The sequence below is a fragment of the Micromonospora sp. WMMD1274 genome (genome assembly GCF_049179035.1).
Classification (GTDB): domain Bacteria; phylum Actinomycetota; class Actinomycetes; order Mycobacteriales; family Micromonosporaceae; genus Micromonospora; species Micromonospora tulbaghiae.
The window spans coordinates 5578523-5600914 of the sequence record NZ_JBMHMG010000001.1 but is presented as its reverse complement, the minus strand read 5'-3'; the positions used below and the strand labels follow the sequence as shown (position 1 = coordinate 5600914).

Below are 22392 nucleotides of genomic sequence, written 5' to 3'. Positions count from 1 at the left end.
GATGTGCCGTAACGGAATGGACCACCCGCCCCGGTACGTTGGCCGAATCGGGGAGGCCGCACGTTCGGCGCTCCCCCGTACGCGTCGACAGGGAGGACCCCACCGGTGCTCGATCCACACGAGCTCTACGAACTCACCGACGAGCTGCCCGAGCTCGGCCAGCCGGTGCTGATCCAGGCCCTCACCGGCTTCGTCGACGCCGGCAACGCCACCCGGCTCGCCCGGGAACAGCTGCTCACCTCGCTCGACGCCCGGGTGATCGCCCGCTTCGACGTGGACCAGGTCTTCGACTACCGCTCCCGCCGCCCGGTGATGACGTTCGTCGAGGACCACTGGGAGTCCTACGACGCCCCGGCGCTGGAGCTGCACCTGCTGCGCGACGACGACGAGACCCCGTTCCTGCTGCTCACCGGCCCCGAGCCGGACCTGCAGTGGGAGCGTTTCGTGGCCGCCGTCGCCGGGCTCTGCGCCCGCCTCGACGTCCGGCTCACCGTCGGGCTCAACTCGATCCCGATGGCGGTGCCGCACACCCGGCCCAGCGGCGTCACCGCGCACGCCACCCGCAAGGAACTGATCGCCGGACACGAGCCGTGGTTGCAGAAGGTGCAGGTGCCGGCCGGCGTCGGCCACCTGCTGGAGTACCGCCTCGGCGAGCAGGGGCGCGACGCCCTCGGCTTCGCCGCGCACGTGCCGCACTACGTGGCCCAGGCCGAGTACCCGGCCGCCGCCGAGGCGCTGCTGTCCGCCGTGTCCCGCAGCACCGGCCTGCTGCTGCCCGTCGAGACGCTGCGGACCGCCGCCGAGGCGGTCCGGGTGGAGATCGACCGCCAGGTCACCCAGACCGAGGAGGCGGCGACGCTGGTCCAGGCGCTGGAGGAGCAGTACGACGCGTTCGCCCGCGGCCGGGGCGAGAAGAACCTGCTCGCCGGCGAGACCGGGCCGCTGCCCACCGCCGACGAACTCGGCGCGGAGCTGGAACGCTTCCTCGCCGAGCAGACGCGCCCCGGCGACACCCCGGAGCGCTGACCGGGCGGGGCGGGCGGGGATGCGGCAGGCTGGGGGCATGCGCCTGGCGACCTGGAACGTCAACTCGGTGAAGGCCCGCCTGCCCCGGCTGCTGGACTGGCTGACCACCACGAAGCCCGACGTCGTGTGCCTGCAGGAGACCAAGTGCCCCGACGGGGCGTTCCCGGTCGCCGAGGTGGGCGAGCTGGGCTACGAGGTGGCCAGCCACAGCGACGGGCGGTGGAACGGGGTCGCGGTGCTGTCCCGGGTCGGGCTGGCCGACGTGGCGGTCGGCTTCCCGGGCGAACCCGGGTTTCCCGAGCCCGAGGCCCGCGCCATCTCGGCCACCTGCGACGGGCTGCGGGTCTGGTCGGTGTACGTGCCGAACGGCCGCGCGCCGGACGACCCGCACTACGCGTACAAGCTGGCCTGGTTCGCGGCGCTGCGCGACGCCCTGGAAGCCGAGGTGGCCGGTCCCCTGCCGGTGGCCGTCTGCGGTGACTTCAACGTCGCGCCCACCGACGCCGACGTCTGGGATCCCGCGCTGTTCGTCACCTCCACGCACGTCACCCCGGCCGAGCGGGCCGCCCTGGCCGCGCTGCGCGACCTGGGACTGGAGGACGTGGTGCCGACGCCGATGAAGGGGCCGCACCCGTTCACGTACTGGGACTACCGGGCCGGGATGTTCCACCAGAACAAGGGCATGCGGATCGACCTGGTGTACGCCAGCGCGTCGTTCGCCCGCGCGGTCCGCTCCGCGTACGTGGACCGGGAGGCCCGCAAGGGCAAGGGCCCCTCCGACCACGCCCCGATCGTGGTCGACGCGGACCTGGCACCGGCCGTCGAGACGTTCTGAGTCCGAGGCTCGTTAGGGTGGACGCATGGCTGTCGTGAAGATCAACGCGATCGACGTCCCGTCCGGCGCCGGCGAGGAGCTGGAGAAGCGGTTCGCGGCCCGGGCCGGCGCGGTGGAGAACTCCCCCGGCTTCCTCGGCTTCGAGCTGCTGCGCCCGGTCGCCGGGGACACCCGCTACTTCGTGTACACGCGCTGGGAGAGCGAGGAGGCGTACCAGGCGTGGGCGCAGGGCCCGTCCCGGGCCGCGCACGCCGAGGGCGGCGAACCCCGCAAGCCCGTGGCCACCGGCGCCACCCTGCTGGAGTTCGAGGTGGTCCAGCAGGTCCCCACCAAACCCTGACCCCCTCCCCCTCTCCTCCTCTTTCGGTCGATCATGAAGTTGGCGGCACTCACCGTCCGCTTTGTCCCCGCCAACCTCATGATCGACGCGCTCAGGGCCGGGGCGCGCGCAGATCTTGGAAGATTCGCGCCCCCATAGGGGCCGTTTCCTACCAAGATCTCCCACGGCCCCGGCGCGCTCCGGGTCTCCGCTCGGCGATCATGGAGTTGGCGGTGACGAAACGGGCAACCTGCGCCGCTAACCTCATGATCGACGCGCTCAGGGCGCTCAGGGCGCTCAGGGCGGGCCGGGCGGTCAGGGCGGGGCGGTCAGGGCGTCAGGGACGCGAAGACGATCACGTTGTCCTGGTAGCCGGTACGGCCGCCGACCCACTCGCCGCCGCAGGTGATCAGCCGCAGCTCGGCCGGACCGGAGTCGCCGTAGACCCGGGCGGCGGGCAGGTTCGACTTGTCGAAGTACTCGACGCTGTCCACCTTGAAGGTCACCACGCTGCGGTCCGCGCGGGTCACCTGGATCCGCGCGCCGGGCTTGAGCGAGCGCAGCCGGTAGAAGACGGCCGGGCCGCTCTTGGTGTCGACGTGGCCCACGATGATCGCCCGGCCCGGGTCGCCGGGCACCGCTCCCCTGTCGTACCAGCCGGTCTGGTCGTGCTCGGTCAGCGGCGGTACGTCCACCGAGCCGTCCTTGGCCTGCCCGACCGGGGTGACCGGGGCGTTGACCTTGATGGCCGGCACCGCCAGGCGTACCGGCCGGCTCGCCGGCTTCCGGACCGGGGCGGCAGCGCTCGCCGGGGCCGCCGCACCCGACCCGTTCGCCCGGCTCGACTCGGTCGACGCGTCGGCGAAGTCGAACGGCCCGGCCGTGCGGCCCAGCCCGGCCCCGGTGGCGAACACGCCGACCAGCACCAGCACCACTGCCAGCGGCTTCGACCAGGAGCCCCGGCCCCGGTCCCCCCGGCCCGGCGACGCCGGTGGCGGCTCGACCGGCGGCGGCCCCGCGGGCCGTGGACGCAGGGCAGGCGGATCGGCCGACGGCGGGTACCACGGTCGCGACGCGGCGGGCGGCGCGACCCTGGACAGCCGGGCCGCGTCGGTCGGCGGCGCGGCGGGTGGGGGCAGGGCCAGGAACGGCCGGCCGGAGCGCCGTGATCCGGCGGGCGGCGGGACGAAGTGCTCGGCCATCGCCGGCCTCAGCCTCTGGCGGCGCCGCGGGCGTGCCGGCGGGACGCGGCCACGCCGAGCCCGGCGCCGACCACAGTCACCGCCAGCCCGACGGGCACCAGCAGGCCACCGAGCCCGGGGCCGGCGGTGCCGCCGAAACCGGTCGCCGGGCCGCGGCTGGGCAGGTGACTGGGCCCGTGGCTCGGCTGCCGGGTCGGCTGCCCCTGCTTGACCACCTGGAGCATGGTGGAGGCGGTCTCCCCGCCCGGGCACTCCAGCTTGACCCGGTAGTTGCCCGGCCGGGTGCGCTCGTGCACCATCGGCGAGGCGGTGAGCAGGCCGCGCTGCGGCTGCACCTGGATCTTGCCGAACGCGTCCGAGGTGACGATCGCCGGAACCGAGTTGTTGCGGCAGCTCGCCCGGATGCCGACGAGGTAGCCGGGCGAGACGGTGCCCGGGGTGACCTCCACGAAGATCACGTCGGCCGGGGGCTGTTCCGGCACCGGTTCGGCGGCGCGCGGCGCGGCCTGGGCGGGCACCGCGCCGACCAGCGGGGCGGCGCACGCGGCGACCGCGACCAGCAGCGCCCTACGTACCCTGAACGACCCCATGACCCCTCCCGGCGTACGGGATGAATCCTCTCACCCCCGGCGGCACATCACATCCGATCCGGGCTAGGCTCGGGTCGCTGTGACCCTCCCCGACATCGCCGCCGGCCGCATCCGCACCTTCCATCCGCGTCGCGGACGGATGAGCGAGCGGCAGCGCGACGCGCTCACCCGGCTCTGGCCCGCGTACGGCCTGGAGATCGCCGCCCTCGACGGGCCGTGCGATCCGACGGCGCTGTTCGGACGACGGGCGCCGCTGGTGCTGGAGATCGGCTCCGGCATGGGCGACGCCACCGCCGTGATGGCGGCGGCCGACCGGGACCGACACTATCTGGCGGTCGAGGTCCATACGCCGGGAATCGCCAACCTGCTCGACCTGGTCGAACGCCACGGTCTGGACAACGTCCGGGTGGCCGAGGGGGACGCGCTGGACCTGGTCCGGGCCATGCCGGAGGGCTGCCTGGACGCGGTGCACGTCTTCTTCCCCGACCCGTGGCCGAAGACGCGCCACCACAAGCGGCGGATCATCGCGCCGGCGCACGTGGCGCTGCTGCGGTCCCGGCTGGCGCCGGGCGGCACGTTGCACTGCGCGACGGACTGGGCCGAGTACGCCGAGTCGATGCGCGAGACGCTCACCGCCGACCCGGAGCTGGTGGACGTGTACGGCGGCTACGCGCCGCGTCCGGCGCACCGGCCGGTGACGAAGTTCGAGCGCCGCGCGCTGACCGCCGGCCGGGAGGTCTTCGACCTGATCCACCGGCGGCGCTGAAGCCGGTGCCCGGAAGCCGGTGCGCTGAACCCGGTTGGCGCGGCGCGGTGTGATCCAGGCACGATGGGAGCCGCCATGACTCTCACCGCCGCGCTGCCGAAGACCGCCGACCCCGATACCCTCTACGACGCGTTCGCCTCCTGGGCGTCCGAGCGCGGCCTCGACCTGTATTCCCATCAGGAGGAGGCGGTCATCGAGATCGTCTCCGGCGCGAACGTGATCATGAATACGCCGACCGGCTCGGGCAAGAGCCTGGTGGCGATCGCGGCGCACTTCGCGGCGCTGGCCGACGACCGGACGACCTTCTACACCGCGCCGATCAAGGCGCTGGTCTCGGAGAAGTTCTTCGCGCTCTGCGAGGTCTTCGGCGCCGAGAACGTCGGCATGCTCACCGGCGACGCCAGCGTCAACGCGGACGCGCCGATCATCTGCTGCACCGCGGAGATCCTGGCCAACCTGGCGCTGCGCGAGGGCCGCCGCGCCGACGTCGGCCAGGTGATCATGGACGAGTTCCACTTCTACGCCGAGCCGGACCGCGGCTGGGCCTGGCAGGTGCCGCTGATCGAGCTGCCGCAGGCCCAGTTCGTGCTGATGTCCGCCACGCTCGGCGACACCACCCGCTTCGTCGACGACCTGACCCGGCGTACCGGGCGGCCGACCGCCGTCGTCCGCTCGGCCGAGCGGCCGGTCCCGCTCCTCTTCTCGTACGCGACCACGCCGCTGCACGAGACGCTGGAGGAGCTGCTGGAGACCAAGCAGGCCCCGGTGTACGTCGTGCACTTCACCCAGGCCGCCGCGCTGGAACGCGCGCAGGCGCTGATGAGCGTGAACGTCTGCACCCGCGCCGAGAAGGACATGATCGCCCAGGCGATCGGCAACTTCCGGTTCACCTCGGGCTTCGGCAAGACGCTGTCCCGGTTGGTGCGGCACGGCATCGGCGTGCACCACGCCGGCATGCTCCCGAAGTACCGCCGCCTGGTCGAGACGCTCGCCCAGGCCGGCCTGCTCAAGGTCATCTGCGGTACGGACACGCTCGGCGTCGGCATCAACGTGCCGATCCGTACGGTGCTGTTCACCGGTCTGAGCAAGTACGACGGCATCCGCACCCGGCTGCTCAAGGCCCGCGAGTTCCACCAGATCGCCGGCCGGGCCGGGCGGGCCGGGTTCGACACGCTGGGCCGGGTCGTGGTGCAGGCCCCCGAGCACGTGATCGAGAACGAGAAGGCGCTCGCCAAGGCCGGTGACGACCCGAAGAAGCGCCGCAAGGTGGTGAAGAAGAAGCCACCGGAGGGCTCGATCGGCTGGGGCGAGCCGACGTTCCAGCGCCTGGTCGAGGCCGAGCCGGAGCCGCTCACCTCCAGCTTCCAGGTCAGCCACTCGATGCTGCTGAACGTGATCGGCCGCCCCGGCGACGCGTTCGCCTCGATGCGGCACCTGCTCACCGACAACCACGAGGACCCGGCCGCCCAGCGCCGGCACATCCGCCGGGCCATCGCCATCTACCGGGCGCTGCGCGCCGGCGGCGTGGTCGAGGAGCTGCCCGAGCCGGACGAGACCGGCCGGCGGGTGCGCCTCACCGTCGACCTCCAGCTCGACTTCGCACTCAACCAGCCGCTGTCGCCGCTGGCGCTGGCCACCGTCGAACTGCTCGACCGGGAGTCCCCGTCGTACGCGCTGGACGTGCTCAGCGTGATCGAGTCGATCCTCGACGACCCGCGCCAGGTGCTGTCCGCGCAGCAGTTCAAGGCCCGCGGCGAGGCGGTCGCCGCGATGAAGGCCGAAGGCATCGAGTACGAGGCACGCCTCGAACTGCTCGACGACGTGACCTGGCCCAAGCCCCTGGCCGAGCTGCTGGAGTCCGCGTACGAGATGTACCGGCAGGGCCACCCCTGGGTCGCCGACCACCAGCTCTCCCCGAAGTCCGTGGTCCGGGACATGTACGAGCGGGCCATGACGTTCCCCGAGTACGTCCAGTTCTACGGGCTGTCCCGGTCCGAGGGGCTGGTGCTGCGCTACCTCGCCGACGCGTACAAGACGCTGCGGCAGACGGTCCCCGAGGATGCCAAGACCGAGGAGCTGGTCGACCTCATCGAGTGGCTGGGCGAGCTGGTCCGCCAGGTCGACTCCAGCCTGATCGACGAGTGGGAGCGGCTGCGCAACCCGTCCGACGTGGCCGAGGTGGCCGCGTCGCTGGACGACCGGCCGCCGGCGGTGACCCGCAACGCGCGGGCGTTCCGGGTGCTGGTGCGCAACGCGATGTTCCGCCGCGTCGAGCTGGCCGCGCTGCGGCGCTGGGACCTGCTCGGCGAGCTGGACGCCGGCGACGGCTGGAACGCCGACGCCTGGGCCGACGCGCTGGAGCCGTACTTCGAGGCGTACGACTCGATCGGGGTGGGCCCGGACGCGCGCGGGCCGGCGCTGCTGATGATCGAGCAGGGCCGCGACAGGTGGACCGTCCGGCAGATCCTGGACGACCCGGACGGCGACCACGACTGGGGCATCAGCGCCGAGATCGACCTCGCCGCGTCCGACGAGACCGGTGCGGCGGCGGTCCGGATCATCGACGTCGGCCAGCTCTAGGACTACGCGAAAAAGGGCCGCCCGGGATGTCCGGGCGGCCCTTTTCGTGCCCTGGGCGATGTCAGACCCGTCGATTAGAATGTATGTACTAATCGAGCTGCTGACCTGGGAGGATGCTCGTGACTGCGCCCACCTCCGCGACCCCTGTCACCCCCTACGCCACCCTCCTCGGATTCACCCGGTACGTCGACCGCACCGGCCCCACCAAGGCCACCTTCGTCGGCGGGCTACGCCGGCAGCGGGCAAGCCGGCACGGCTTCAACCCGCACGGCCAGTTCGTCAAGGCGCTCAAGGCCGACGTCGCGTTCCACACCGGCGGCACGCACCTCGCGCAGGTCGCCGACGTGGTCAAGCCCCGCTGGCGGCCGCTCTACGAGTCGCTCGTGCCGGGCGCGACCCGCTGGCTGCACTCCCTCGGCGAGCCGGCCGGCGTCGACCTGGCCCAGACCCGCGACGCCCTGGCGATGCTGGGTGACCTGCCCGTGAAGATCAACCCCCAGTTCGGCGTCCGGTACGCCGACGGCCGGGCCGAGGCGATCCGGCTGCACTTCGACGAGGCGCCGCCGAGCGAGGAGGCCACGCTCGCCACGCTGCACCTGATGGCCCGGCACATGGACGCGGTGCTGCCGCACGCCGAGCCGGTCCTGGTGGACGTGCGGCGCGGCGAGGCGCACCGGATGCCCGCCGACGTCAAGCCCGAGCAGATCGAGCAGTGGCTGGCCGGCGAGGCGGCCGCGTTCCGGGCCATCTGGTCCACAGCCGCCTGACCGGCCCGCCGCGACCCCCTCCGGCGCACCGAGGCACCGCCCGACCGAACGGCCGTCCCGCTCCCCCGGGGCGGCCGTTCGCCGTCCCAGGGGAGCGCCGGAGGCGACGCGGCCGGGTCGACGCCTCACCGGCCGGAGTGCTCGTCCAGCAGCCCGGCCCGCCCGGCCAGCGCGGCGGCCTCCACCCGGTTGCTCACCCGCAGCTTGCGCAGCAGGGAGGCGGTCATCCGCTTCACCGTCCGTTCCGAGGTGTGCATCCGCTCGGCGATCGTCACGGTGGCCTCGCCGGTCGCGATCGCCCGCAGCAGCCGGCGCTCCTCTTCGTCGAGGTTGAGCCCGGGCGACCGGGCGGGCCCGACCAGCCGCCGCAGCAGCGCGCCCGGCATCACCGCCCAGCCGTCCAGCACGGCCAGCAGTGGAGGCAGCAGATCCTCCGGCTCGCTGGTCTTGGGCAGGTAGCCCTCGGCGCCGCAGCGCAGCGCCTCCACCGCCGGCACCGGGTCGTCCGAGCCGGACATGGCGAGGACGCGTACCCGGGGACTGGTACGACGGATGGCGGCGATCGCCCGGAGGCCGCCGGGCGGCGGCATGTGCAGGTCCACGAGCGCGAGATCGGGTGCGCAGCGGGCGACGAGCGCGGCGGCCCCGGCCGCGTCGGTGGTCGAGCCGACGATCCGGGCCCGGCCGTCGGTGGTGGCGGACAGCAGCAGCTCCAGGCCGCGGACGAACAGCGCATGGTCGTCCACCACCGCGAGCCGGACGGTGCCGTCCCCCATGTCGGCTTTCCTCCTTCCGCTCCAGGTTAGTGGCATATGCGAGTAACCGTCGGGAACAACCCGGCATGGCTGTGGAGTCCATGACCCCGTGGGGCCGCCCGGGCGACCGCGACGAGTCGCTGTCGATCCGGGTCCTCTGCCACGAGCTGCGCACCCCCGTGCGGGCGCTGGCGGCACTCACCCGGGCGCTCGCCGAGCAGCCGGCGCTGGCCACGCCGGACCGGCGGGCCATCGCGGCGCTGGCGCACGAGCACGCCGTACACCTGGGTGCCCTGCTGGACGACCTCGGCGGGCCCGGCGGCCCCGGCGAGCTGGAACCACCCCGCCGCGTCCCCCTGGCCGTAGTGGTGCGCGCCGTGACGGCCGGGGCCGGTCCCGGCGTGCGCGCGCGGATCGGCCGGACCGCCGCCGGCCTGCCCGTGCCCGAGCAGCACGTCCGGCAGATCCTCACCAACCTGGTGGACAACGCGCGGTGCCACGGCCCGGCCGGCGGCGAGGTCGTCGTCCGCGCCGCGGCGCGCGGTTCCACGCTGACGCTGTCGGTCCTCGACCGCGGCGGCCCCTGTCCCACGCTGCGCGCGGCGCTGGCCCGGCCCGCCCCGTCGGCCACCGGGCACGGCCTCGGGTTGTGGATCGTGCGGCGCCTGGTCGATACCTACGGCGGGACGGTGGGCGCCCGCCGTCCACGCGGCGGCGGGCTGGCAGTGGACGTCCGGCTGCCGGTCCCGGTGCGGCCTGTCCCGTCCGGGACACGGGTCGGCCCCGGTGGGCCGCCGCAGCGGGCACCCGGGAGAGGACAGCATCGGTGAACCGGAGGAGACGACATGTTCACGCACATGAAGGATCTGCAGTTCGAGGCCAAGCCGGACGGGCCGGACGCCGCGTTCGCCCGCCGCCTCCAGGAGGTTCTCGGCGGCAAGTGGGGTGAGATGACCGTCGCCAACCAGTACCTGTTCCAGGGCTGGAACTGCCGGCTCCCCGGCAAGTACAAGGATCTGCTGCTCGACGTCGGCACCGAGGAGATGGGCCACGTCGAGATGATCGCCACGATGATCACCCGGCTGCTGGAGAACGCGCCGCTGTCGCTGGAGGAGGCCGCCGAGGAGAACCCGATGGTCGGCGCGATCTACGGCGGGTCCAACCCGGCGCACTTCATCCACGGCGGCGGCGGAGCCCTGGCGGTCGACAGCGCCGGCGTGCCGTGGAACGGCAACTTCATCACCGCCAGCGGCAACCTGATGGCGGACTTCCACCTGAACGTCACCGCCGAGGCCCAGGGCCGGCTCCAGGTGGCCCGCCTGTTCAACATGACCGACGACCCCGGCGTCAAGCAGATGCTGCGCTTCCTGCTGGCCCGCGACACCATGCACCAGAACATGTGGATGGCGGCCATCGAGCAGCTCAAGTCCGACGGCCTGGAGGAGATGCCGGTGCCGGACGCCTTCCCCGACTCGCCGGAGTTCACCGAGGAGTTCAGCTACACGTACCTGGACTTCTCCCCCGGCCCGGACGCCGCCGAGGGCCGGTGGGCCTCCGGTCCGACGCCGGACGGCAAGGGTGAGTTCCGCTACGACAGCAGCCCGCGCGCGCACGCCCCCGAGCCGGTGCTCGCCCCGGGCGACCCGCGCCTGTACGGCACCAACCCGGGGATGGCCGGCAAGGTCGCCAACACCGTCAAGAGCAAGCTCACCTGACCGCGCCCGCGCCGGGCCACCCGCACGGCGGCCCGGCGCGGCGGACCCACACCGCACCGTCCGGGAGTCGTCATGTCCACGTCCAACCGCATCAGGACGGCCGTCCTCGCCCTGCTCACGCTCGTCTCGGTGGGCGCCGGCCTGGCCCTGCCCGCCGTCCTCGCGCTGGCCGCCCTCACCGCGCTGGTCCCGTTCGCGGACGCGCTGGAGCGCGGTCCGGCACCGGCCGGCCACCGGGCGACCGCCCGGCACGAACCCGCCTGACCTCGCCCTGCCGCCACCCCGGCCGCCCCCGCCGTCCGTCGTCTGTCACCCGTCGTCCGTCGTCGAGGAGCACCAGTGGTAACCAACGACTCGCCAGTCCTACCCCCGCTACGGACGCCCAGCGCCCCGCGCCCGGTCCGTGGGCGCCTCATCCTGCTCGGGCCCGCGTTCGTGGCGGCGGTCGCCTACGTCGACCCCGGCAACTTCGCCACCAACTCCACCGCCGGGGCACAGTACGGGTACCTGCTGGTCTGGGTGGTGGTGGCGGCGAACCTGGCCGCCATGCTGGTGCAGACGCTCACCGCCAAGCTCGGCCTGGCCACCGGGCGCAGCCTGCCCGAACTGTGCCGGGAACACCTGCCCCGGCCGCTCAACCGGGTCATGTGGGCGCAGGCCGAACTGGTCGCCATGGCCACCGACCTGGCCGAGGTGATCGGCGGGGCGGTCGCGCTGTACCTGCTGTTCGGCGTCCCGCTGCTGCCCGGCGGCCTGATCATCGGCGCCGCCTCGTTCGCCATCCTGGCGCTGCGCGCCAGGGGTTTCCGGTCGTTCGAGATCGCCATCGCCGTGCTGCTCGGCGTGATCGTGCTGGCGTTCGCGGTCAACCTGGTCAGCGCGCAGCCGGACGTGTCCGACGCCGCGGCCGGGCTGCTGCCCCGGATGCAGGGCACCGACAGCATGCTGCTCGCCGCCGGCATCCTGGGCGCGACGGTGATGCCGCACGTCATCTACGTGCACTCGGCGCTGACCCCGAACCGCCTGCCCGCCGAGGGCGAGACCCAGCGGCGGGTGGTCGCCAAGGGCCTGCGGATCGACGTACTGATCGCGCTGGGCATCGCCGGCGCGGTCAACCTGGCCATGCTGCTCGTGGCCGCGAGCAGCTTCCACGGCACCTCGATCCCCGGCACCGACACCCTCGAAGGCGTGCACGCCGGGCTCGCCACCACGCTCGGCACGGCCGCCGCGGTCGGGTTCGCGGTCGCCCTGCTCCTGTCCGGTCTCGCCTCGACGAGCGTCGGCACGTACGCCGGCGAGATCATCATGCAGGGCTTCCTGCGCCGCCGGATCCCGCTGCTGGTACGCCGGATGATCACGCTGCTGCCCGCGCTGGCGGTGCTCGCGATCGGCGTCGACCCGACGCGGGCGCTGGTGCTGTCCCAGGTGGTGCTGAGCTTCGGCATCCCGTTCGCGCTGATCCCGGTGGTGATGTTCACGCGCCGCCGGGATCTGATGGGCAGCCTGGTCAACCGCCGGGCCACCACCGCCGCCGCCGTGGCGATCACCGCGTTCGTGGTGGCGCTCAACGCGTTCCTGCTCTGGCAACTGGCCGCCTGAACACACCCGCGCCCGTCCGGCCGGCGACGGCGGGACGGGCGCGGGTGATCGGGGCTCAGGCGGCCAGGTACTTCTCCAGGTCGTCCAGGATCTTGTTGGCGGCGCCCACGCCGATGCCGGTCATCCAGATCTCGTCGGAGACCACGTGCGCCTTGCCGGCCTTGACCGCGGACAGGCCCTTCCACAGCGTGCCGCCGGTGACCTTCGCCTGCTCGGCGGCGGCCTTCTCGCCGTACGCGGTCACGAACACCACGTCGCCGTCGGCCTCGGCGATGCGCTCCGGGCTGACCCGGTCCATCCGCTTGTCCTCCTTGCCGGCGAGCATCTGCCGCTCGGGGCGGCCCAGGCCGGTGTCGCCGACGACGATGCCGGAGAACGAGTCCGGCCCGTACAGGCGGATCTCGGTCGGCATGAAGCGCACGATGGAGACCTTGCGGGACGAGGCGTCACCGAGCTTCGCGCCGAAGTCCTCCGCCCGCTTCTCGTACTCGGCCAGCAGGTCCTTGGCCTGCTGCTCCTTGCCCAGCGCCGCGCCGTCGAGGAGGAAGTTCTCCTTCCAGGTGACGCCGACCTTCTCGGTGAACACGGTCGGGGCGATCTTGGCCAGCTCGTCGTAGAACTTCTCCTGGCGGAACTTGCTGCCCAGGATCAGGTCCGGGTTGAGCGCGTTGATCGCCTCCAGGTCCGGCTCGGTGAGCACGCCGACCTCGGTGATGCCGGCGAGCTTGTCCGCGCCGAAGTAGGTGGGCCAGCTCTTCGCCTCACCGGCGGTCGCCGCGCCGACCGGGGTGACGCCCAGCGACAGCGCGGTGTCGATCTTGTCGGTGTCGAGCACGACCACGCGCTTCGGCTCGACGGGCACCTTCGTGGTGCCCATGGCGTGGGTGATCTCCCGGGTCTCCCCGGTGCCGGTGCCGGCGACGGGGTCGCTCTCCCCGCAGGCGGTGAGGCCGACGCCGAGAGCGAGGGCGGCGGTGAGTGCGACGGCGAGACGACGCATCAGGTTCCTTTCGGTGGTGCGGGCCGGCGCGCTCAGGCGTCGCCGACGGGGGCGCCGGCCGGGGCCGGCGTGACGGCCGGAACGGCCGAGGTCTGGGTGGGGCCGGCCTGGGCGGGCGCGGTCCGGGTGGACCCGGTCTGGGTGAGGGCGGGCACCACGAGCGGGGCGCCGCTGACCGGGCAGGGCACCACCACGCAGTCGAGCCCGAACACGTCGCGGACCAGGTCCGCGGTGAGGATCTCGCGCGGCTTGCCGGCGGCCACCACAGCGCCGTCGCGCATGGCGATCAGGTGGCCGGCGTACCGGGCCGCCTGGTTGAGGTCGTGCAGCACGGCCACCACCGTGCGGCCGCGCTCGGCGCGAAGCCGGTGCAGCAGGTCCAGCACCTCGACCTGGTGGGCCAGGTCGAGGAACGTGGTCGGCTCGTCCAGCAGCAGCGCGTCGGTGTCCTGCGCGAGCGTCATGGCGATCCACACCCGCTGGCGCTGCCCGCCGGAGAGCGTGTCCACCGCGCGGTCGGCGAGCGCGCCGACGTCGGCCAGCCGCATGGCCTCGTCGACCGCCCGTCCGTCCTCGGCCGACCACTGCCGCCACCACCGCTGGTAGGGCTGGCGCCCGCGCCCGACCAGGTCGGCCACGGTGATCCCCTCGGGCACCAGCGGGCTCTGCGGCAGGACGCCGAGCCGCCGGGCCACGTCCCGGGTGGGCAGGTCCCGGATCGCCGCGCCGTCGAGCAGCACCGCGCCGCGCCGCGGCGTGAGCAGCCGGGCCATCGTGCGCAGCAGCGTCGACTTGCCGCAGGCGTTCGGGCCGACGATCACGGTGAACGTGTCGGCCGGCAGGTCGAGGTCCAGTCCGTCCAGCACGGTGCGGCCCTCGTAGCCGACGACCAGGTCGCGGGTGGACAGCAGCGCGGTCACGACCGCCTCCCTCGGGTGCGGAGCAGCACGAAGATCAGGTACGGCCCGCCGATCGCGGCCGTCAGCACGCCGGCCGGCAGTTGGGTCGGCGCCAGCAGCCGGCGGGCGCCCAGGTCGGCGAGGACCAGCAGCAACGCGCCCAGCAGCGCGGCGCACAGCAGCGGCGGACGCTCGGCGCGGACCAGCCGGCGGGCCACCTGCGGGGCCACCAGCGCGACGAAGTCGACGGCGCCGACCTGGGCGGTGACCATGGCGGCGGCCAGCACACCCGTCCCGGCCAGGCCGATCCGGCGGGCCACCGGCCGCAGGCCGATCCCGCGCGCGGTGTCGTCGTCGAGCGTGCTGCTGCGCAGCGCCCACCCGGCCCAGAGCAGCACCGGCAGCAGGACGGCGAGCGTGCCGGCGATCCAGGCCGCCTCGCTCCACCCCTTGCCGGCGAGCGTGCCGATCAGCCAGATCTGGGCGCGCAGCCCGTCGATCGGGTCGGCGGTCAGCATGACCACCTCGATCAGCGCCCGGAACGCGAACGCCACCGCCACGCCGGCCAGCACGAACCGCTGGGCGGCAAGGCCGTGCCGGGCGCCGAGCGCGAACACCACCACCGCGGCGGCCAGGCCGCCGAGCAGCGCCGCCGGCGCCACCAGCACCGCCGCCGCGCCGCTGGTCAACGCGATCGTCGCGGCCAGCCCGGCGCCCTGGGTGACGCCGATGACGTCGGGGCTGGCGAGGGGGTTGCGGGCGACGCTCTGGATCAGCGTGCCGGCCACGCCGAAGGCCGCGCCGGCCACCGCCGCGAGGACCGCGCGAGGCAGTCTCAGGTCGCGCACCACGAGGTCGTACGGGGTGCCCGCGCCGGAGAGCGACCGCACCACGTCGACGGGGGCGACGTACGGCGTACCCAGCGACAGACTGATCACCACCGCAGCGCACAGCAGCACGAAAAGCACGGACGCCACCACGACCGGCCGCCACCGGAACGGCACCACCACCGCCCCGACCGTGAGCACCCCACGCCCGCGCCGCCGCGTCCCACGTCGTTGATCTTGCACTTCGGGCCCTCCGGGTGCCCGGAATGCCCCTTCGGCCGGGGCGGCGAGTGCAAGATCGCGGGAGTGGGGGGCGGGGCGGGTCATGTCGTTACCGTCTTGGCTCGGTGGACCAGGAAGGCCAGGAGGGGCGCGCCGAGCAGAGCCGTGATGATGCCGGCGGGGATCTCGCCGGGCGGGGCGACCAGGCGGCCGGCCACGTCGGCCGTGAGCAGCAACGCGGGGCCGAGCAGCGCGGCGACCAGGAGCGTCCACCGCTGGTCCGCGCCGACGAGCGCCCGGGCCAGGTGCGGCACCGCCAGCCCGACGAAGGCGATCGGCCCGGCGGCGGCCACCGCCGCGCCGGTGAGCAGCACGCCACCGGCCCCGGCGGCGATCCGGACCAGCGCGACCCGGTGCCCGAGCCCCCGGGCCACGTCGTCGCCGAGGGCGAGCGCGTCCAGGCCGCGGGCGGCGAGCGCGGCCAGCAGCACCCCGGCCACCACGAACGGCAGCACCTGCCCGGCCACGCCGACGTCGCGGCCGGTCAGCCCGCCGACCACCCAGAAGCGGTACTCCTCGAACGTGCGGGCGTCGATGCTGAGCAGCGCGTACACGATGGCGCCGAGACCGGCGTCGAGGGCCGCGCCGACGAGCGCGAGAGTGACCGGGCTGGCGCCCTCGCGGGCGCGGTTGGCGACGGCGAACACGAGCAGCCCGGCGAGCAGCGCGCCCGCGATACCGAACCAGACGTACCCGGCGAGCGTGCCCACCCCGAACACGGCGATGGCCAGCACCACGCCGAACGACGCCCCGGCGCTGACGCCGAGGATGCGCGGCTCGGCCAGGGGGTTGCGGGTCACCGCCTGGAACAGCACCCCGGCCAGCGCCAGCGCCAGGCCGACGACGAGCCCGAGGGCGGTACGCGGCAGCCGCATGTCCCGGACCACAGTGGTGGCGTCGCCTCCGTCCGGGGACACCAGCGCGTGCCACACCTGGTCGACGGGGAGGTGCCGGCTGCCGAGCGCCAGGCTGGCCAGCAGCGCCAGCAGGAGCAGGAGTGCCGCCGCCACGGTGACCGCGACGCGGCGTACGGTGCCGCGGCGGACGGGAGCCCCGGCCCGCGCGGGCCGGACGGCGACGGTGGTCACGAGGGATCTTGGCCTTCCAGTTAGGTGCGCCTTACCTTAACTGACCTGCTAAGGCGTACCTAAGCGGGCGCTGTCGATGGGGTTGCGCCTCCACCGGGGGGAGGCGCGATGGTGGGCACATGGACGGTGCGGAGCGCTACTCGATCGGTGACCTGGCCCGGCGGACCGGGCTGCCGGTGAAGACCATCCGGTTCTGGTCCGACCGCGGCATCGTGCCGCCCACCGACCGGGGACCGGCCGGCCACCGCCGCTACGACGCGGCCGCGGTGGCCCGGCTCGACCTGGTACGGACGTTGCGCGAGCTGGGCGTGGACCTGCCCACAGTGCGCCGGGTGGTGACCCGGGAGGTCACCCTGGCCGAGGTCGCCTCGGCGCACGCGGACGCGCTGACCGCGCAGATCCGGCTGCTGCGGTCGCGCCGCGCGGTGCTCACGGTGATCGCCCGGCGCGGGGCCGGCCCGTCCGAGGCCGACCTGCTGCACCGGCTGGCCGGCCTGGCCGCGCGGGAACGACGGCGACTGGTCGACGAGTTCCTCGACGCGGCGTTCGGCGGCCTGACCGATCCGGGGTTCACGGGCATCCGCCGGTCGCTCACACCCGAACTGCCGGACGATCCGGACGACGCCCAGGTCGAGGCGTGGGTGGAGCTGGCCGAGCTGGCTCAGGACCCGGAGTTCCGGGCCGGGCTGCGCCGGCTGGCCGAGCAGCACGAGGCGGACCGGGCCGGCGCCGAGGGCGTACGCCGGGACGTGGTCGCCGTGGTCCGGGAGGAGGTGACCCCGGCGCTGGCCGCCGGTGTCGAGCCGGCCTCGCCCGGGGCCGACGCCGTCCTGGCCCGGGCAGCGGACCGGTACGCACGGCTCTGCGGCCGGCCGGACGACGCCGGCCTGCGCCGGCGGATGCTGGACCGGTTGCGGACCGCGCGCGACCCTCGCCGGGAGCGGTACCTGGAGCTGCTCTCCGTGGTCAACGGCTGGCCACCGCCCGAGAGCCTGGCCCCGGTGCTGGACTGGTCGATCCGGGCACTGCACGCCCGGCAGCCCCTAGCCTGAGGACATGCGATTCGACAGGCACACGGTGGTGCTCCTGGTCCGCCCGGACGACGCGCCGGACCTGCCGCAGGACGCCCTCGACCGGATCCAGGACGCCCACCTGGCGCACCAGGCCGGGCTGGTGGAGCAGGGCGCCGTGCTCGCGGCCGGGCCGTTCCTGGACGGCGACGACGGGCGTGTCCGCGGTTTCGTGGTGCTGTCGGTGGACCCGCAGATGGCCCGTGAGCTGTACGCGAACGACCCGGCGGTCCGCGCGGGCCGGCTGGTCGCGCAGGTCAGCAGCTGGATGGTGCCGGAGGGCCAGGTCCGCTTCGAGCAGGTGCCGGTCCCCCGCTCGATGCTGGAGGCGGCGGCAGGCGACTGAGGCGGCTCAGTCCTCCGGCGCCTGCCGGCTGCCCGGCACCACCGGGGTCGGCCACACCCCGGCTCGGGCGGCCACCGGCACCTCGACCTGCTGGTCGGACCAGACGTACGTCTCGGGCAGCAGGTCGGCGATCGGGACCGCGCGCAGCCCGTCGGGCGGGCCGACGATCACCTTGATCGACGGGAAGTAGTCGAGGAGCACCTGGCGGCAGCGCCCGCACGGCGGCAGGACGCCCCGGCCCCGGTCCCCCACCGCGACGATGGCCTCCAGTTCACCGGCGCCCTGGGTCGCGGCGGCCCCGAGAGCCACCACCTCGGCGCACGGGCCGCCGGTGAAGTGGTAGACGTTCACCCCGCTGAACACCCGCCCGTCGGTGCTGCGTACGGCGGCGGCGACGGTGTGGTTGTCGCTGCGGCAGCGCAGCTTCGCGACGGCGGTGGCGGCCTGCACGAGCGCCCGGTCGGTGTCCCGCATGATCATCCCCGCCCCTCGTCGGCCTCGTCCGTCGGCCTCGTCGGCGGCAACTTTATCCGGCGCGGACGGCCCGGCCAGGGAGGGCACGCCCGGCGCCCGGTAACCCGGGGGCGGTCCGCCGCGCGGCTGCCTATCCTTGGCGACGACATGCAGAATCCAGCCGTACCCGCCGCCCCTGAGACCGCCCGCGACCTGCACCGCCGCCTCGGCCCCCTGATGTTCCGCGACCAGCGGCGGCTCCAGCGGCGGCTCGACGGCGTGCGCAAGCTGCGCGACCCGCAGCGGCGGGAGGCGGCGCTGGCCGAGATCGGGGCCGAGGTCGCCCGGGCCGAGGCGCGGCTGGCGTCGCGCCGCGCAGCCGTGCCGGCGATCACCTATCCGCCGCAGTTGCCGGTCAGCGAGCGCAAGGACGACATCGCCGCCGCGATCCGCGACCACCAGGTGGTGATCGTGGCCGGCGAGACCGGCTCCGGGAAGACCACCCAGCTCCCCAAGATCTGCCTGGAGCTGGGGCGCGGCATCACCGGCCTGATCGGGCACACCCAGCCCCGACGGCTGGCGGCCCGCACGGTCGCCGACCGGATCGCCGACGAACTCGGCACCGAGCTGGGCGACGTGGTCGGCTACAAGGTGCGCTTCACCGACCAGGTGGGCGACAACAGCCTGGTCAAGCTGATGACCGACGGCATCCTGCTGGCCGAGTTGCAGACCGACCGGATGCTGCGGCAGTACGACACGCTGATCATCGACGAGGCGCACGAGCGCAGCCTCAACATCGACTTCATCCTCGGGTACCTGAAGCAGCTCCTGCCCCGCCGGCCCGACCTCAAGGTGGTCATCACGTCGGCGACCATCGAGACCGACCGGTTCGCGAAGCACTTCGCCGACGCCGACGGCAACCCGGCGCCCGTGGTCGAGGTGTCCGGGCGCACGTACCCGGTGGAGGTCCGCTACCGGCCGCTGGTCGAGGTCACCGAGGCCGAGGAGGAGGACGAGGCCGACGAGGAGAACGTCCGGGACCAGATCCAGGCGATCGGCGACGCGGTCGAGGAACTGGCCGCCGAGGGGCCGGGCGACATCCTGGTGTTCCTCAGCGGCGAGCGGGAGATCCGCGACACCGCCGACGCGCTGGGCAAGCTGGTCCAGAAGAAGCGCGCCCTGCTCGGCACCGAGATCCTGCCGCTGTACGCCCGGCTCTCCACCGCCGAGCAGCACCGGGTCTTCGCCGCGCACAGCAACCGCCGGGTGGTACTGGCCACGAACGTCGCGGAGACCTCGCTGACGGTGCCCGGCATCAAGTACGTGGTGGACCCGGGCACCGCCCGGATCTCCCGCTACTCCAGCCGGCTCAAGGTGCAGCGGCTGCCGATCGAGCCGGTCTCGCAGGCCAGCGCCAACCAGCGCAAGGGCCGCTGCGGGCGTACCTCGGACGGCATCTGCATCCGCCTCTACGACGAGCAGGACTTCGACTCCCGTCCCGAGTTCACCGACCCGGAGATCCTGCGGACCAACCTGGCCTCGGTCATCCTCCAGATGACATCGATCGGGCTCGGGGACGTGGCGGCGTTCCCGTTCATCGACCCGCCGGACCGGCGCAACGTCACCGACGGCGTCAACCTGCTGCACGAGCTGGGCGCGCTCGACCCGGCCGAGACCGACCCGGCGAAGCGGCTCACCGCCCTGGGACGGCGGCTGGCCCAGCTCCCGGTCGACCCCCGGCTGGCCCGGATGGTCCTCGAAGGCGAGCGCAACGGCTGCGCCACCGAGGTGGTGGTGATCGCCGCCGCGCTGTCCATCCAGGATCCGCGCGAACGCCCGGCCGACAAGCAGGCCCAGGCCGACCAGGCGCACGCCCGGTTCGCCGACAAGGAGTCCGACTTCGTCGCGTACCTGAACCTGTGGCGCTACCTACGGGAGAAACAGCGGGAACTGTCGTCCAGCGCGTTCCGCCGCATGTGCAAGGCCGAATACCTCAACTACCTCCGGGTACGCGAGTGGCAGGACATCGTCAGCCAGTTGCGCCAGGTCTTGCGTACCTCCGACAAGGGTGAGGGCCGGCGCGGCGCCGGCGCCGACCTGCCGGAGGAGATCGACACCCCGAAGGTGCACCAGTCGCTGCTGCCCGGCCTGCTGTCGCATCTCGGCCTCAAGGACGCGCAGAAGCACGAATACCTCGGCGCGCGGGGCGCGAAGTTCGGGATCTTCCCCGGGTCCGCGTTGTTCAAGAAGCCGCCGCGCTGGGTGATGGCCGCCGAGCTGGTGGAGACGTCCCGGCTGTGGGGCCGGGTGGCCGGGCGGGTCGAACCGGAGTGGGTCGAGCCGCTGGCCCAGCACCTGGTCAAGCGCAGCTACAGCGAGCCGCACTGGGAGAAGAAGCAGGCCGCGGTGATGGCCTACGAGAAGGTCACGCTGTACGGCATCCCGCTCGTCACCTCGCGGAAGGTGAACTTCGGGCGGATCGACGCAGGTCTGAGCCGGGAGCTGTTCATCAGGCACGCCCTGGTGGAGGGCGACTGGCAGACCCACCACCAGTTCTGGCGGGACAACCAGAAGCTGCTGACCGAGATCGAGGAACTGGAGAACCGGGCCCGGCGCCGCGACATCCTGGTCGACGACGAGACCATCTTCGCCTTCTACGACCAGCGGATCCCCGCCGACGTGGTCTCCGGCCGGCACTTCGACTCGTGGTGGAAGAAGACCCGCCGGGAGCAGCCGGACCTGCTCACGTTCACCCGCGAACTGCTCGTCAACGACGGCCGGGGCGGGGTGGACGAGGAGGACTACCCGGACGAGTGGCGGGCCGACGGCGTGACGCTGCCGCTGACGTACACGTTCGACCCGACCGCGCCCACCGACGGCGTGACTGTGGACATCCCGCTGCCGCTGCTCAACCAGGTGCCGGCGGAGAGCTTCGACTGGCAGGTGCCGGGGCTGCGCGAGGAACTGGTGATCGCGCTGATCCGGTCACTGCCCAAGCCGGTACGGCGCAACTTCGTGCCGGTGCCCGACTACGCCCGCGCCGCGCTGGCCGCGATCACCCCGGGCGAGGAGCCGCTGCTCGCCGCGCTGACCCGGCAGTTGCGGCGGATGACCGGCGTGACCGTACCGGCGGACGCGTGGGACCTGAGCCGGCTGCCGCCGCACCTGCGGGTCACGTTCCGGGTGCTCGGCGACGACGACAAGCCGGTCGCCGAGGGCAAGGACCTGCCCGCGCTGCAACGCGAGCTGCGCCAGGAGGTACGCCAGGTCGTGGCCGCCGCCGCGCCGGACGTGGCCCGTACCGGGCTGACCGAGTGGTCGATCGGCACCCTGCCGCGCACCATCGAGCAGGTACGCGCCGGCTTCGCGGTGACCGCGTACCCGGCGCTGGTGGACGAGGGCACGACGGTCGGGGTGAAGGTGTTCGACTCCGCCGCCGAGCAGGAGGCCGCGCACTGGGCGGGCACCCGGCGGCTGCTGCGGCTGACGACGCCGTCACCGGCGAAGTTCCTCCAGGGGCGGCTGAGCAACGAGGCGAAGCTGGCGCTGTCGCGCAACCCGCACGGCAGCGTGCCGGAGCTGATCGAGGACGCGGCCGGCGCGGCGATCGACAAGCTGATCGGCGACGCGGGCGGCCCGGCCTGGGACGCGGAGGGCTTCGCCGCGCTGCGCGACAAGGTGCGCGCCGACCTGGTGGACACGGTCGTCGAGGTGATGGAGCGGGTGCGTCGGGTGCTCGCTTCCGCGTACGCGGTGGAGCAGCGGCTCGGCGCCACCCGGAACCTGGCGGTGGTGGCCGCGCTGGCCGACATCCGCAACCAGCTCACCGGCCTGGTGCACAAGGGTTTCGTCACCGAGACGGGGTACGCGCGGCTGCCCGACGTGCTGCGCTACCTGACCGCGATCGAGCGGCGGCTGGACCGGCTGCCGGGCAACCCGCAGCGGGACAAGTCTCAGCAGGACCGGGTCGCCACGGTGCAGAAGGAGTACCAGGACATGCTGGCCGCGCTGCCCCCGCCGAGGCGCGCGACCCCGGCGGCGCGCCAGATCCGCTGGATGATCGAGGAGCTGCGGGTGAACGTCTTCGCCCAGGCCCTGGGAACCCCCTACCCGGTGTCGGAGCAGCGCATCTACCGAGCCATGGACGACGCCGAGGGCCGCTGACCCCTGCGCGTCGATCTTGCACTTGGCACCCCCGCGCAGGGGCATTCGCCCCTTTCGCCGGGGCCGAAAGTGCAAGATCAACGGGGCGGCGGGGAGGCGGGGCGGCCGG

The 22392-nt window shown here is 73.6% G+C and carries 21 protein-coding genes; 13 read left to right on the top strand and 8 right to left on the bottom strand.

All coding sequences use genetic code 11. The features are described 5' to 3' along the window. The first annotated feature begins 105 nt into the window (after window positions 1-105). From ACN27D_RS26500 to ACN27D_RS26490, 3 genes are read left to right on the top strand one after another with little or no spacing between them, the layout of a single operon-like run. Complete coding sequence (locus ACN27D_RS26500; protein ID WP_120570641.1) at window positions 106-1026, top strand: proteasome assembly chaperone family protein; 921 nt, start codon at window positions 106-108, stop codon at window positions 1024-1026. A 37-nt stretch (window positions 1027-1063) separates the two neighbouring features. Further along, a complete protein-coding gene (locus ACN27D_RS26495) occupies window positions 1064-1861 on the top strand; it encodes an exodeoxyribonuclease III (protein ID WP_421500272.1) in 798 nt (265 codons plus the stop codon). Between the two features lie 25 nt (window positions 1862-1886). Beyond that, window positions 1887-2201, top strand: coding sequence for an antibiotic biosynthesis monooxygenase family protein (locus ACN27D_RS26490; RefSeq protein ID WP_421500271.1), 315 nt, complete (start codon window positions 1887-1889; stop codon window positions 2199-2201). A 308-nt stretch (window positions 2202-2509) separates the two neighbouring features. Here ACN27D_RS26490 and ACN27D_RS26485 read toward each other — a convergent pair whose 3' ends face one another. Together ACN27D_RS26485 and ACN27D_RS26480 are read right to left on the bottom strand one after the other, a co-directional pair. Then, complete coding sequence (locus tag ACN27D_RS26485) at window positions 2510-3121, bottom strand: class F sortase (protein ID WP_421501201.1); 612 nt, start codon at window positions 3119-3121, stop codon at window positions 2510-2512. 269 nt (window positions 3122-3390) lie between these two features. After that, window positions 3391-3972: a hypothetical protein gene (locus ACN27D_RS26480; RefSeq protein ID WP_120570644.1), complete on the bottom strand. Its 582-nt coding sequence runs from the start codon at window positions 3970-3972 to the stop codon at window positions 3391-3393. Window positions 3973-4111: 139 nt separating this feature from the next. Between ACN27D_RS26480 and trmB the strand changes: the two genes are divergently transcribed. From trmB to ACN27D_RS26465, 3 genes are all read left to right on the top strand, one after another. Next, window positions 4112-4738, top strand: coding sequence for a tRNA (guanosine(46)-N7)-methyltransferase TrmB (trmB, locus tag ACN27D_RS26475; protein ID WP_233586196.1), 627 nt, complete (start codon window positions 4112-4114; stop codon window positions 4736-4738). A 75-nt stretch (window positions 4739-4813) separates the two neighbouring features. Then, window positions 4814-7318 (top strand): DEAD/DEAH box helicase, encoded by a 2505-nt coding sequence (locus ACN27D_RS26470; protein WP_421500270.1) that lies wholly within the window; start codon window positions 4814-4816, stop codon window positions 7316-7318. Window positions 7319-7437: 119 nt separating this feature from the next. Then, the gene (locus tag ACN27D_RS26465; RefSeq protein ID WP_358172937.1) at window positions 7438-8085 is read left to right on the top strand and encodes a hypothetical protein; all 648 of its coding nucleotides are present in this window, start codon (window positions 7438-7440) and stop codon (window positions 8083-8085) included. A 125-nt stretch (window positions 8086-8210) separates the two neighbouring features. Here the strand turns inward: ACN27D_RS26465 and ACN27D_RS26460 are convergent, their stop codons facing one another. Next, the gene (locus ACN27D_RS26460; protein WP_421500269.1) at window positions 8211-8861 is read right to left on the bottom strand and encodes a response regulator; all 651 of its coding nucleotides are present in this window, start codon (window positions 8859-8861) and stop codon (window positions 8211-8213) included. A 65-nt stretch (window positions 8862-8926) separates the two neighbouring features. Here ACN27D_RS26460 and ACN27D_RS26455 point away from each other — a divergent pair, with 65 nt between their 5' ends. The 4 genes from ACN27D_RS26455 (at window position 8927) to ACN27D_RS26440 (ending at window position 12154) form a co-directional block, all read left to right on the top strand. Continuing rightward, on the top strand, window positions 8927-9670 hold the full coding sequence (locus ACN27D_RS26455) for a sensor histidine kinase (RefSeq protein WP_421500268.1): 744 nt from the start codon (window positions 8927-8929) through the stop codon (window positions 9668-9670). 15 nt (window positions 9671-9685) lie between these two features. After that, complete coding sequence (locus ACN27D_RS26450) at window positions 9686-10555, top strand: manganese catalase family protein (RefSeq protein ID WP_421500267.1); 870 nt, start codon at window positions 9686-9688, stop codon at window positions 10553-10555. 72 nt (window positions 10556-10627) lie between these two features. After that, a complete protein-coding gene (locus ACN27D_RS26445) occupies window positions 10628-10819 on the top strand; it encodes a hypothetical protein (protein WP_120570651.1) in 192 nt (63 codons plus the stop codon). Between the two features lie 75 nt (window positions 10820-10894). Beyond that, window positions 10895-12154, top strand: coding sequence for an Nramp family divalent metal transporter (locus ACN27D_RS26440; RefSeq protein WP_358172945.1), 1260 nt, complete (start codon window positions 10895-10897; stop codon window positions 12152-12154). A 55-nt stretch (window positions 12155-12209) separates the two neighbouring features. On the opposite strand, the gene ACN27D_RS26435 is transcribed toward ACN27D_RS26440, so the two are convergent. The 4 genes from ACN27D_RS26435 to ACN27D_RS26420 all read right to left on the bottom strand — a co-directional run bounded on the left by ACN27D_RS26435 (window position 12210) and on the right by ACN27D_RS26420 (window position 16250). Next, window positions 12210-13154: an ABC transporter substrate-binding protein gene (locus ACN27D_RS26435; protein WP_121686630.1), complete on the bottom strand. Its 945-nt coding sequence runs from the start codon at window positions 13152-13154 to the stop codon at window positions 12210-12212. A 32-nt stretch (window positions 13155-13186) separates the two neighbouring features. After that, entirely contained in the window at window positions 13187-14074 is an 888-nt protein-coding gene (locus ACN27D_RS26430; protein WP_358172947.1) for an ABC transporter ATP-binding protein, read from the bottom strand. After that, window positions 14071-15063, bottom strand: coding sequence for a FecCD family ABC transporter permease (locus ACN27D_RS26425; RefSeq protein ID WP_244933395.1), 993 nt, complete (start codon window positions 15061-15063; stop codon window positions 14071-14073). Before ACN27D_RS26425 ends, ACN27D_RS26430 begins: the two co-directional genes overlap by 4 nt. A gap of 140 nt (window positions 15064-15203) precedes the next feature. Beyond that, window positions 15204-16250: a FecCD family ABC transporter permease gene (locus ACN27D_RS26420; RefSeq protein ID WP_120570656.1), complete on the bottom strand. Its 1047-nt coding sequence runs from the start codon at window positions 16248-16250 to the stop codon at window positions 15204-15206. 119 nt (window positions 16251-16369) lie between these two features. On the opposite strand from ACN27D_RS26420, the gene ACN27D_RS26415 reads away from it, so the two are divergent. Then, window positions 16370-17302 (top strand): MerR family transcriptional regulator, encoded by a 933-nt coding sequence (locus tag ACN27D_RS26415; RefSeq protein ID WP_421500266.1) that lies wholly within the window; start codon window positions 16370-16372, stop codon window positions 17300-17302. Window positions 17303-17306: 4 nt separating this feature from the next. Then, the gene (locus ACN27D_RS26410) at window positions 17307-17666 is read left to right on the top strand and encodes a YciI family protein (RefSeq protein ID WP_013285335.1); all 360 of its coding nucleotides are present in this window, start codon (window positions 17307-17309) and stop codon (window positions 17664-17666) included. A gap of 6 nt (window positions 17667-17672) precedes the next feature. On the opposite strand, the gene ACN27D_RS26405 is transcribed toward ACN27D_RS26410, so the two are convergent. Further along, window positions 17673-18140 carry a cytidine deaminase family protein gene (locus tag ACN27D_RS26405; protein WP_421500265.1) on the bottom strand — a complete coding sequence of 156 codons (468 nt, stop codon included), beginning with the start codon at window positions 18138-18140 and terminating at the stop codon, window positions 17673-17675. A 147-nt stretch (window positions 18141-18287) separates the two neighbouring features. On the opposite strand from ACN27D_RS26405, the gene hrpA reads away from it, so the two are divergent. Beyond that, window positions 18288-22283 (top strand): ATP-dependent RNA helicase HrpA, encoded by a 3996-nt coding sequence (gene hrpA, locus ACN27D_RS26400; protein WP_421500264.1) that lies wholly within the window; start codon window positions 18288-18290, stop codon window positions 22281-22283. Window positions 22284-22392: the final 109 nt, after the last annotated feature.